The sequence below is a fragment of the Rheinheimera gaetbuli genome (genome assembly GCF_054781935.1).
This window is the reverse complement of record NZ_BAAGTL010000007.1, coordinates 1-12472: the sequence shown is the minus strand read 5'-3', so window position 1 is coordinate 12472 and position 12472 is coordinate 1. Positions and strand designations below refer to the sequence as shown.

Here is a 12472-nt window from a genome sequence, read left to right as displayed (position 1 = left end):
CAGGCTGGCCGACTCTAATTGAAATTATGCAGAACGATATCCCAATACCAGACAGTACATCAAGCACTATTAAACTGCTGCAGATCAGTATTGCCATCGCGGGTATCTGGCTGTTGTTGCAATGCTGGGTTTGGACGCAACAGCAAGGCAAGCATCTACTGCAGCAACAAAGTACTCAGTTGACACGGGAAACCTTAGTTACCTTGTCTCATACGGCGGCCTATCTAATAGAAAATGACCAGTTGGATGGGCTGGAACAACTTACTCAGCATATTGCGCAAAGCCCATATTTGTATGACGTTGTAGTGTACGACGCTAACGGCATGAGGATGAGTTGGTCACAAAGTAGTGCGCCAGCACGCATTTTATATTCACCGGCGCAAGCTGAGCCCTTGTTGGCGATGGTCGAGCCCATTATGCAGGGCCAACAGTTACTGGGCTACATCAAGTTGAGCTTACGCCTGGATGCATCGCTAACCCCCGTCGTCTTGTCATGGCAACAACTGATGCAGCAACTACTGGCTATGTTGGTACTGGCCGGTATTGTTGGTTTTTTACTGCGCCGTGGCTTTTCCCGCTTCTCCCGCCAGTCACTGCGTTTACGCCGCCCCAAGCCTTAATACATTCAAGCTGTTTTGCCATAGCGTTGCTGCAATCTGCCGGCGTGGCTCCGGCCGTAACTGGCAAAAAGCCTCAAACACCCGTGCCAACTGTGCCGGAGTGTTCAACTTGCCCTGATAACCGGCCAACGGCATGGCTGGTGCATCTGTTTCCAACACAAAGCTTTCAAGCGGCAATTTTTGCACCGTTTTACGGGTTTTCTCTGCCCGCTCATAAGTAATAGTACCGCCGATCCCGAGCTTAAAACCCAAATCGATAAACGCCATTGCCTGTTGCTGACTGCCAGAAAAGGCATGCAAAATACCACCTTCGCTAAACTGTTGCCGTTTAAGCTCTGAGAGCAATTGCGGCTGACTTTTACGATGATGTAGTATAACCGGCTTATTATGCTGTTTTGCCAGCGCCAATTGCGCTGTAAACAGCTGTTGCTGTATAGCGAAAGTAGCTTCATCCAGCGCAAAATCCAGCCCAATCTCGCCTACAGCAACAATAGCACTGCTATGAGTTGTTAGTAGCTTATCCAGCTCTACCAAAGCGTCAGACGAATGCTTAGCCGCCCACCACGGGTGTATACCCAAAGCGATGTGCCAATCGAAATGTTGTTGATGTAAGCTCAGCAGATTTTGCCAGGCCGATTGTTGCACGGCAGGAATAAGCAACGCCTTTACACCGGCTTGCTCTGCACTTTGCCAGTAAAGAGCTTGCGAAGCGGCAAGCTCGGGTAAGTCGAGGTGACAGTGGGTATCGAAAAGTTTCATTTAGCTATTGCAGCAGATCCTCACTGCAACCACAAGGCCTTGATGCAATGAACATCTGACTGATTTAATTCATCTGATTGGCAATAGCACACTATTGTCTGTCGGCTGCATTTTTAAAGCTATAGCGGGCAGACAAACTTGGCCGGGCTATCGGCCGACCATGTAAAATCACGGTTTCAATGCTGTCCCAAGCTGCTACATGTTGCAGCGGGTTGTGCTTTAGCAGCAATAAATTGGCTACCTTACCAACGCTGACAGTGCCATATTGTTCATCCAGCTGCAGCAAGCGGGCATTGTTAATTGTTGCGGCTTCAAAAATAGCCTGTAACGAAATACCTGCCGCTGCCATTTCTGTTAACTCGAGATAGGTGCTGTAGCCAGGTTGGTGGCTGTAAGCCGGAGCAGAGGGGGTGTCACTGGCTAGCAGTAATGGATGCCCCATCTTATACAATGTCTTCGCGGCTAAGGCGCCGCGCTGACCAATAGCTCGCAGCCGCGCTGCGGCATCTGACGCTGGTAAATCACCGAAATCAGCCAACAACTCCTGCTTAAACCATTGAGCCTCTTCTTGTTGATACCAATTGAGCAACGCCGACGGTACCACATGCTGTAGCTGCGGATCGGTTAAGACATCTGCTTGCAGCATTGCGGCAAGTCGTGACATGACACTCAGAGTCGGCTGGTACCCCACACCTGCACGGCTTACTGCCTGCAAATGTGCTACCAACTCTTCGGGCAACGCTGGGTCTTCAGCTAACGACGGCGTAACAGACATTCCCGTCCAGTTCCATAAACCATGAGCAAGCACATCGACATTATTCTGCAAGGCGATTGTCTGCATATCATAGGCGTTGGCATGCGCGAACAGCGGCAACTGATGCCGGCTAGCCGCGGCGCGAATGTCACTCAGCGTTTCTTTGCTGTATAAAGGCAAGTGGCTGGCGTCACCAAAGCCATCTTCAATAAAAATTTTCAGGCAATGCGCACCACTTTCAGCAATACGCTCAACCACTATTGCCGGCGTATTGCCCTCTCCTGCGGATTCTGGTCGCTTCGCGCCATCTTGATGAATGTAGTTTGGTTGCGTCTTATGGACGTGTCCGTAGCCACCGGCTACAGGTGCAGCACCACAGTGCCATAAATCAGGTGCCTGCGGCTGCTGTTTAAACATAGCAATCCCTTGTGGGCTGCTGCTTAAATCCAGTAATTGCGTCACACCAAAGTACAGATAACTGCGCGGCTGCTGTCGGAAAAAGTCAGGCAGATAATCATCCGCTCTGGCAGATGTGACACCGGGCGCTTCACTGACATGCACATGGCTATCCATCAATCCCGGCGTAAGGTATAAGCCTGTGCCATCCAACCTCTGCAGCCCCTGTTGCTCGGCAGCCGTAAGCTGGCTACCCGCAGCAGCCAGCCTGACAATAATGCCATCGCGAATAAGCACTTGCTGTTGCATCAATGGCTGTGATTGCTCCGGCGACAACACGGTAACAGGCTCAATCAGTAAATGTCTGCCCGTGTGCTCAGTTGGTGAAGTTGACGACGATGTCCCTTGGGCCAGGTTTGAGCTTGACAGCAGGATCGCAAGCCACGCACACTGTATTGAAGATGTGTATTTCATTTTTATTGCTCCGGTTATTCAACGGTTTCAGCCTGTATAAATACTGTCTGTTATGCCTGAAGAACTTCTGAAGCTTTTCTGAAGATTACCTGTAGAACCTTTTTTTCCGATGACAGCACCGAATAGCATAAACCCGGTAACGCTTATACCAAGTAGCATAGAGCCGACAGCACAATGTCAAAATCAATTGTTACAGCCTTGCTGGCAACTTGGCGTCTGGTATATCGAGCCCGGCATTAACCGGATAAGTAGTGAAGAGTGCAAACTACAATTAGAACCGCGCTTAATGACAACACTGCTGTTATTGCTACGGGCCAACGGCCAGACAGTTAGTGATGAGCAATTGCTTAATAACGTCTGGCCCAACGTCGTGGTGTCTGACGCATCCTTGTATCAGGTGATTGCGCAGTTACGTAAGGCATTAACGGATCAGCAAAAGCCGTATCAACTGATTGAACGGGTGCAGCGAAAAGGCTATCGTCTGTTGCAACACGCCAGCATGCTGCCTCCTCCGAATACGGCTATTTCACAACATTCACCGCAACATACGCCAGCTGTGTCTGGCAAAGTCAGGGGCAAAACGCGGACAAATCGCGCTATTTTTGCTGCTGTTACCGCATCTTGCCTGGCGCTGTATGTTATTTCGCTAGCCTTTTGGCATGACGAGCAAATACCAGTCATTTATACGCCATTAACAGCTGCCCCCGTTACCTCACAACAACCATTGCTACCATATACCGGATTCGAGCAACATGATTGGAGCACGTTACAGCAGGCCCGGTATTTGCTGAATCAACCGCAAGCAGCGGCTATCAGTGACGGCATAAGCTATTTGCATACGCTACTGCCGCAGTATCAACACCACCCTGCGCTGCTGGTTGCGCTATGCAACGGCTATCATGCTATGCATACCTACAGTGATTGGTCACTACAAAAAGCGCTGGCGTTATGCGAGCCTCTGCTGCAACAAGCACTAAAATTGCAGCCAGATTTTGCGCCGGCGCTTGGCAGTTTTGGCGCGCTGCAGCTGTCGCGAAACAACCTGGATGGTGCGCGCTTTTACCTCGATAAAGCGGGACAGCTTGCACCTGAAGACACGCATATTATGCTCTGGCGCGCTGCGCTACATCGGGTACAAGGGCAATATGATAAAGCCATCGAATTAATGGATAAAGCGACAAAGTTGGCACCGTTATCCGGATTACTAAAACGGCATTATGCCTATAGCCTGCTCGGCGATGGCCAACTTAGCCGGGCACGTGTGGAGTTCCGGCACGCTTTGTTGCTCGAAGATAACTATTCAGATCGAGCGCTGGATGAATTAGAGCTATTACCGTTAACCAGGCAACGCGCACTGGCATTTCTGCTTTGGGCTGAACGCTTTCCTGACAGGTTGCACAACCCTGAACGCTGGACACAATTAAGCCTGGTGCAACTGAGCCTGCAACAAATTAAGCAGGCTGAAGCCAGTTTACAGCAGGCGACATTAATGTCGGATAAGCATCCCTTTGTGTTATTGGCGCAGGCAATGCTGGCACAAGCTCAAGGCCAGGATGCTATTGCCAATGCTTATCTGCAACAGCGGCTGAGCCTTAACCCGCAGCATAAAATTTTTCAGCTACAAGCCATGTTTTTATCAGCAGCACAAGCTACAACAGCACAGCGCAGTGTATTGCACAAGTTATTGCCGGCTTATTTTCAGGATGCTGACCAAGCGCTGCAACACGATTTAGCGAATAACGAACAAATTAACGCGCTGTATTTTCTGTTAAGCCTGCCACAGACTGAGCGCCAGACTTATCAGAGTCATATCAGCGACTTTGTCAGCAGCCAACAGAATGCCGACAGCCTCAGCTTGCAATTGTTATCTGTCGTCGGTTTGACAGAGCAAGCAAACCAGCTGGCGCTGCATTTGCTGGACAACGGTTGGTTGCCATCACCGCATGATGACTATTACCTGGCCGAACAACACCCACTGTGGCAACAGCTGTCAGTCGAGTTTTTCAGCAAACTGCAGCAGCAACGACAACAGGTGTTAGACGCCTTTGCTGCAGAAATGGCAGAAATAAAGCCCAATGAAGTACCGCAGTAACAGGGTTAAGGGCACAACCTTTCGATACCCCAGCTACCATCGGCTGACTTGCTATACATAAAGCGGTCGTGCAACCGGTGCTCGCCACCTTGCCAGAATTCAATTTTATGCGGCCGCACTAAAAAGCCGCCCCAAAATGATGGCAAAGGTACTTCGCCATGTTCAAATTTGTGTTTTATCTCAGCAAATTTTTGCAGCAGCGCCTGACGGGTAGACACCGGCCGGCTTTGTTCTGACGCCCAGGCAGCCAGTTGGCTTTCTTTGGGCCGTGATAAAAAGTACTTAGCCACCTGCGTTGCTGTTACCCGCTCGGCTGTGCCATACACTATTACCTGGCGCTCCAGCGGGTGCCACGGAAAATGCAAGCACACTTTAGGGTTGGCACCTAACTCGGTAGCTTTTCGGCTGCCTAAATTGGTGTAAAAGGTAAAGCCCTCTACGCCGACATCTTTTAACAGTACCAGCCGCTGCGATGGCTGACCATGCTCGTCGACGCTTGCCACACACGTAGCAGTAGGATCGGGCAATTCGGCCGCTATGGCATCTTTTAGCCATAACTCAAACTGAGCTATCGGATCCGGGTTTAGTTTATCCAAATCCAGCTTATCTTTGGTATAACTGCGGCGAATTGCGTCGATCTTCATATCTACATGCGCTCCATAACCTCAATACCCAACAAGTCCAGACCCTGCTGTAATAAGCGTGAGGTAAAAATACTCAGCATTAAACGGCTGTCGCGTACTTGTGGTTCAACCCCGTCTTTTAATATCGGGCAGGCCTCGTAAAAGGTCATATACAAACTGGCCAGCTCGTACAGGTAATTACACAGTAAGTTAGGCTGGGCGTCTTTAATTACCAGCTGCAGCGTTTCTTCAAACCGCAGCAGCTTCACCGCCAGTTGTTTTTCCTGCTCTTCTACCAATTGTAGTGTCGCGCTATAGCCATCGGCGACTTCAGCGCGGCGCAAAATACTGCGCACCCGGGTGTAAGCATATTGCAGGTAAGGTGCCGTGGCACCTTCAAAGCTCAGCATCGCGTCCCAGCTGAAAATATAGTCACTGGTGCGGTTTTTCGATAAATCGGCAAATTTAACCGCGCCAATGCCGACTTTACGCGCGACTTCAGCAATTTCATCTGCAGTTAAGTCAGTGGCTTTTTCCTGCACCACGGCTTTGGCGCGCACCACGGCTTCTTCCAGCAGTTCTGCCAGTTTAACCGTGCCGCCGGTACGGGTTTTAAACGGCTTACCATCTTCGCCCATCATGGTGCCAAACGGGCAATGATCATAGGCAGTTTCGCTGCGCAAATAACCGGCTTTGCGTGCTACCAGCTCAACTTGCTTAAAGTGTAAGCCTTGGCGGGCATCAGTAAAAATAATCACCCGATCAGCATTCAGCGTATGGCTTCGATGCTGACAAGCAGCTAAATCGGTAGTGGAATACAAAAAGCCACCGCCGGTTTTTTGCACGATAAACGGCGATGGATTGCCTTCTTTATCGGCTAACTCCTGCAAAAACACCACCAGAGCGCCTTCACTCTCTACCGCTAACGACTGTGCTTTTAAATCGGCAATAATGCCATGCAACATAGCGTTATAAGCACTTTCCGGCTTAATGTCAGCATGCGTCAGGGTAACATTGAGCTTTTGATACACTTCATCGCTGTGTTTAATCGAGGTATCAATAAATAGCTGCCACAGCTTTTGGCAGTGAGCATCCCCGCTTTGCAGTTTCACCACATAATCACGTGACTTATCGGCAAAGCCCTCTTCATCATCAAAGCGCTTTTTTGCTTCGCGGTAGAAATCTTCCAGGTCAGCCAATGCCACCTGCTCTAAATCGATGCCTGCAGCCAGCTTATCTTCCAGATGCGCAATCAGCATACCAAACTGAGTACCCCAGTCGCCCATATGGTTCTGGCGAATAACCTTATCGCCCCAGAACTCCAGTGCGCGCACGACGGCATCACCGATAATAGTCGAGCGTAAATGGCCAACGTGCATCTCTTTGGCCAGGTTAGGCGCCGAGTAATCAACCACTACCGTTTGTGGATTTGCATTTTGGCTGACACCCAAACGGCTATCGCTGCTGGCCTGCTGTAATTGTGCCGCCAACCAGCTTTTGTTCAACGTAACGTTAATAAAACCCGGGCCGGCAATGTCGGCTTTATCAGCCATATCGCCAAGGTCCAGCTGCTGTACCAATTGCTCGGCTAACTGCCGCGGATTAGTTTTTAACAGCTTGGCGGCTGCCATAGCGCCGTTAATTTGATAATCACCAAACTCGGGCTTAGTACTTACCGTAACCGCAGCATTGGTATCGGCAGGTAAGCCAAGAGCGACAAAGGCGGCCTGCGTTTTTTCGGTTAATAAATGCTTAATGTTCATGCGCCCAGCCTGTTAGTGTTCACGGGTTTTATGGAATTTAATTTTCGGGTAGCGCTCTATCGACAAGTTCAGGTTGACCATGGTCGGCGCGATATAGGTTAAGGCATCGCCGCCATCCAGCGCTAAATTCTGGCTGGCTTTATTTTTAAACTCGTCCAGCGCTTTGGCGTCATCGCTGTATACCCAGCGCGCGGTGGATACGTTAACCGACTCGTACAACGCATCAACGTTATATTCCGACTTTAACCGGCTAACCACCACATCAAACTGCAGCACGCCTACAGCACCAACAATCAGATCGTTATTGTCCAGTGGCCGGAAAACCTGTACTGCACCTTCTTCGGATAATTGCACCAGGCCTTTAAGCAACTGCTTTTGTTTTAAAGGGTCGCGCAGGCGAATACGGCGGAACAGTTCAGGCGCAAAGTTCGGTATACCGGTAAATTGCATATTTTCACCGGTAGTAAAGGTGTCACCGATTTTAATGGTGCCGTGGTTATGCAAACCGATAATATCGCCCGGGTAAGCCTCGTCCAAATGCTCACGATCGCCGGCTAGAAAGGTTAGCGCCTGCGGGATCAGCACATCTTTACCAATGCGTACATGGCGCACCTTCATGCCTTTTTCGTACTTGCCCGACACTATGCGTAAAAACGCTACCCGGTCGCGGTGCTTTGGGTCCATATTGGCCTGAATTTTAAATACAAAACCGCTAAAGCCGGCTTCAACAGGTTCAACCGTGCGACTATCGGTAGCACGCGACTGCGGCGCTGGTGCCCACTGTGTTAAACCGTCTAGCATATGGTCGACACCAAAGTTACCCAGGGCGGTACCAAAAAACACCGGCGTTAACTCTCCCTTTAAAAATAGCTCCTGGTCAAACTCGTTACTGGCGCCCTGCACCAGCTCCATTTCATCACGCAGTTGCTGGGCGTAATAACCGATACGTTTATCCAACTCCGGGTTGTTCAGGCCTTTAATGATATCGACATCCTGAATGGTGTGGCCCATACCGGATTTATATAAAATGATTTCATCACGTAAAATGTGATACACGCCTTTAAACTCTTTGCCCGAAGCAATTGGCCAGGTAATAGGCGCACAGGCAATTTTCAGTACGCTTTCTACTTCATCTAACAAATCGACCGGGTCGCGAATATCGCGGTCCATTTTGTTCATAAAAGTTATAATAGGCGTGTCGCGTAAGCGGGTAACTTCCATCAGTTTAATGGTGCGATCTTCAACACCCTTGGCGCCGTCGATCACCATCAGGCAGGAATCTACCGCGGTTAAAGTACGGTAAGTGTCTTCCGAGAAGTCTTCATGGCCCGGCGTATCCAGCAGATTTACCAAACAGTCGTTATACGGAAACTGCATAACCGAGGTAGTAACCGAAATACCGCGCTCTTTTTCCATTTCCATCCAGTCGGAGGTGGCATACTGACCGGACTTTTTACCTTTAACGGTACCGGCTTTTTGTATCAGATGTCCGAACAGCAATACCTTTTCGGTAATGGTGGTTTTACCGGCGTCGGGGTGCGAGATGATCGCAAAGGTGCGGCGGCTGTTTACTTCGGCTAAAAAGTTATCTGTGCTCATAATATCCAATAGTGTGTTACCGCAGGCATCCGGCTACGGTGCAGGGCCAAAACCCAAAAGTAAATGATAATGCGGGCGATTATAGCAGCTTGAATGGCGCGGGCACAGAGTGCAAATGCGTGGTTGCGTTACAGAATACAACTCATCAGTAAGGCATCTTCTTTACCCGTCCTACTGACATAATAACCTTTGCGTAAGCCTGTTTGCGTAAAGCCATAGCGCTGATACAAGGCGATAGCACTGAGGTTGCTGCTGCGCACCTCCAAAAAGACGTCGGTTGCCCCTCTGGCAGCACCTTCCTGTAAAAAGTGCTGCATTAATATATGGCCATAACCTTTACCTTGCTGCGTTGGCGCAACACAGATATTAAACAGCTCCAACTGCTCTAAAATCAGCTGAGCAATATAAAACCCGACAATATTGCCGGCGTTATCCAGCAACTTGTAGCTGAAGTAACTCTCGGCAAAACTGCTGGCAAAGGACGCCTCTGTCCACGGATAACTATTGGCGGCTTGTTCAATACGCAGAACCGCAGCGATATCATGCGGGCTTAGCAGTTCAATCTTCATCTTGCGTGCTCAATAATTGCCACAGAGCCTTCTTCGCGGCTGCATGGTTCAGCTCAGATAAAGCAGGTGTAATAAGCTGATGATCGGTGAGTTGAGTAGCAGCCTGCAAATTAATGCACCAACTGACCCCCTCCGGCAGCGCGAACTGAATATCCTGCGCCAATAAATGGCTAAGGTCCGGTGCTGCATTGCCTGAAACTGTCTGTGGAGATGAAACCGCGCAAGCAGCAATATCAACCGGTAACGAGCTGCCTGGCGAATCAGTATCTTTGGTTGTGCGGCTAGTCTCTAAATGCTGAGAAGCAAAAGTATTAGTTAATTTAACCGGCGTAATTTGCAATACGTTGAGTAACTGCTGCTGTGAATAAGAAAATGTTTTCATAAAAAGAAGTGGCAGGGGCAGAGGGATTCGAACCCCCAACCATCGGTTTTGGAGACCGCTGTTCTACCAATTGGAACTATGCCCCTGTAGCTGGTCTCGCCATTATACAAAAGCAGCTCCAAAGGTAAAGCAAAAAGCTGTGCTAATACATTCAACTGCATATAAAACGAGCATTCAAGGCGAAATCAGGTGTTTAGCCTAACATAAGCCCGGCAGCCTGCCTACCGGGCCCGAATAGCTTATTCGTCGGTTCTCTGCCGGTACTTTTCAAACCAGTGAATAATATACGCCGGTTTGGCCATCATATTACTGGGTCTGGCATGCAATGCATGCGATGCACCGGGCACCCGCACCATAGCCGTATCTATGCCGCGCAATTGTAATGCCTGATAATACTGCTCAGTTTCCGAAATTGGTGTGCGATGGTCACTCTCACCGGTAAACAGCATTGTCGGTGTTTTTACTTTGCCAACATGAGCAATCGGCGAGTGCTTTAAGTAGTGCTCCGGCATCTCCCAGGGTAAACCTGGGAACCAATACTGGCTAAAGTAGCTATACATATCGGCATTTAATACAAAGCTGAACCAGTTAATTACCGGGTTTACCGCCACTGCTGCGGCAAAACGATCAGTATGAGCAATACTCCAGGTAGTTAATACACCACCACCACTGCCGCCGGTAATAAACAGCTCTTTATCATTAATAAAACCCTTTGCCAGGATCGCATCAACACCGTCCATCAGATCGTTGTAGTCCTGACTGGGGTAATTATGGTGAATAAGGTTGGCAAAGTCTTCACCATAGCTGGTGCTGCCACGTGGGTTGGTATATAGCACCACATAACCCTGTGCTGCCATTAGCTGCAGCTCCATTGCAAACTGTGGACCATAAGAGGTATGCGGGCCGCCGTGTATTTCCAGGATCAGTGGATATTTTTTAGCGGGGTCAAATTCTGGCGGATACATAATCCAGCCCTGAAGCTTGCGTTGATCTACCGAAGAGGTATACCAGAACTCGTCAACTTTACCGATCTCGCGGGCAAACAGCAGGTCGGCATTCAGGTTGGTTACAGTTTGCTTTTTGCGCTTATTAATCACCGCCAGCTCAGCAGGCTGCTGTGTATTCATTTGGGTATAGGCAATAAGACCGTTATCTGCGGCAGCAAATTGGCCACCGCTATAAGGCCGGCTATAAGAACCACCACCTAAATCATCGGTCAAAACAGTACGCTTACCCGATAACGCCTGCTCAGCCAACATACCTTTGCCTTCGCTATCATAAGAGATATAGAGCGCTTTGCTGTTAGGCAGCCACTGAAAATCATCAATAGCACGATCCAAATCCTCTGTCAGGTTGCGAATGTTGCTGCCATCGCTATTCATTATATACAACCGGTTAGCCTGGTGAGCCAGCTTTCGATCATCATAACCGACATAAGCAATCAGTTTGCCATCAGGTGATACTGCCGGGCGTGAATCAGGTCCGTTACGATCCGTTAGTTGGCTCAGCTTACGATCTTGCAACGTAAGCTGAAAAATCTCGCTATTAAGCGGCTGCGCTTGCCAGTTTTCATGCCGGTTAGCTGAAAAATACAGCGCTTTGCTGTCTTTCGCCCAGCTTAGTGAGCCGGCATGATTAAAATCACCTGCAGTAAGCTGAATAGCAGAGCCACCGTCGGCCGGCATGATATAGATATGCTGATAACCGGATTTGAGATAGCCGGCACCATCGGCGCGGTAGTGCTTGTTGTCAATGTAAACAGGGGCTTTGGCCCAATCGGCCTTCTCCGGCTTGCCGGGCAAGGCAACCGGTGCTTTAACCGGCTTAGGGGTAAACATGCTGAATGCCAGCCATTTTCCGTCCGGCGACCAACTTAGATTGGCCGGGTTGTGTTGTAACTGGCCCAATTGTGACGACCGGCCGCTATCAAGCCACTTAATATGGATTTGGCCATTAGCAATGTATCCCAGGCGGTTATTATCCGGCGCCCAGCGTGGTGACATCGCGTTAATATCTTTATCAGTTAAGGCTTGAAGTGTTTTACCATCAGCCGAGCTTAGCCACAACGTCATGCGACGACGGTCCGTTTGCCGGTCCATCCAGTTACGCACGAATACTATCTGTTCACCTTTAGCGTCAGGCTGTGGATCTGATACAAACTCAAGCTCAAACACATCGTCATATTGTAATGCTCTAGCGGCAGCCGCTGCGCTGCTTGTTGTTAACAGCAGTAATGCGGTTAAACATAAACCGTTGGTTATATGCTTTAGATTCATCTTGGTATCCGATTTTATAGTTATAGATGCCGTTTGATACTAACTGAATAACAGTGCCGGATTAAACGCTTTCGTCGAAGTGAGAGTTCTGAGAGATAAAAAGCAAAAAGCCCGACTCTTTCGAGACGGGCTTGTTTACTTATTGGGAGCCTGGCGGTGAACTAC

General features: G+C 49.3%; 10 protein-coding genes and 1 tRNA gene. 2 read left to right on the top strand and 9 right to left on the bottom strand.

From position 1 onward, the window contains the following. Nucleotides 1–26: 26 nt before the first annotated feature. The gene (locus ACYVIC_RS06610; RefSeq protein WP_460858407.1) at nt 27–620 is read left to right on the top strand and encodes an AhpA/YtjB family protein; all 594 of its coding nucleotides are present in this window, start codon (nt 27–29) and stop codon (nt 618–620) included. Here the strand turns inward: ACYVIC_RS06610 and ACYVIC_RS06605 are convergent. Together ACYVIC_RS06605 and ACYVIC_RS06600 are read right to left on the bottom strand one after the other, a co-directional pair. Further along, nucleotides 600–1379, bottom strand: coding sequence for a TatD family hydrolase (locus tag ACYVIC_RS06605; protein ID WP_460858406.1), 780 nt, complete (start codon nt 1377–1379; stop codon nt 600–602). The genes ACYVIC_RS06610 and ACYVIC_RS06605 overlap by 21 nt on opposite strands. Nucleotides 1380–1470: 91 nt before the next feature. Further along, entirely contained in the window at nt 1471–3003 is a 1533-nt protein-coding gene (locus tag ACYVIC_RS06600; RefSeq protein ID WP_460858405.1) for an amidohydrolase family protein, read from the bottom strand. Between the two features lie 109 nt (nt 3004–3112). On the opposite strand from ACYVIC_RS06600, the gene ACYVIC_RS06595 reads away from it, so the two are divergent. Further along, a complete protein-coding gene (locus ACYVIC_RS06595) occupies nt 3113–5095 on the top strand; it encodes a winged helix-turn-helix domain-containing protein (RefSeq protein WP_460858403.1) in 1983 nt (660 codons plus the stop codon). A 5-nt stretch (nt 5096–5100) separates the two neighbouring features. Here ACYVIC_RS06595 and pdxH read toward each other — a convergent pair whose 3' ends face one another. The 7 genes from pdxH to ACYVIC_RS06560 form a co-directional block, all read right to left on the bottom strand. Beyond that, nucleotides 5101–5739, bottom strand: a complete 639-nt coding sequence (gene pdxH / locus ACYVIC_RS06590) for a pyridoxamine 5'-phosphate oxidase (RefSeq protein ID WP_460858402.1) — start codon at nt 5737–5739, stop codon at nt 5101–5103. Nucleotides 5740–5741: 2 nt separating this feature from the next. Beyond that, the gene (argS, locus tag ACYVIC_RS06585; RefSeq protein WP_460858400.1) at nt 5742–7481 is read right to left on the bottom strand and encodes an arginine--tRNA ligase; all 1740 of its coding nucleotides are present in this window, start codon (nt 7479–7481) and stop codon (nt 5742–5744) included. 12 nt (nt 7482–7493) lie between these two features. Next, nucleotides 7494–9080 (bottom strand): peptide chain release factor 3, encoded by a 1587-nt coding sequence (gene prfC / locus ACYVIC_RS06580; protein ID WP_460858399.1) that lies wholly within the window; start codon nt 9078–9080, stop codon nt 7494–7496. Nucleotides 9081–9208: 128 nt separating this feature from the next. Continuing rightward, entirely contained in the window at nt 9209–9649 is a 441-nt protein-coding gene (gene rimI, locus ACYVIC_RS06575; protein ID WP_460858397.1) for a ribosomal protein S18-alanine N-acetyltransferase, read from the bottom strand. Then, complete coding sequence (locus ACYVIC_RS06570) at nt 9639–10031, bottom strand: hypothetical protein (RefSeq protein ID WP_460858396.1); 393 nt, start codon at nt 10029–10031, stop codon at nt 9639–9641. Before ACYVIC_RS06570 ends, rimI begins: the two co-directional genes overlap by 11 nt. Before the next feature lie 9 nt (nt 10032–10040). After that, nucleotides 10041–10117, bottom strand: a tRNA-Trp gene (locus ACYVIC_RS06565). 153 nt (nt 10118–10270) lie between these two features. After that, nucleotides 10271–12307, bottom strand: coding sequence for a S9 family peptidase (locus ACYVIC_RS06560; RefSeq protein WP_460858395.1), 2037 nt, complete (start codon nt 12305–12307; stop codon nt 10271–10273). Nucleotides 12308–12472: the final 165 nt, after the last annotated feature.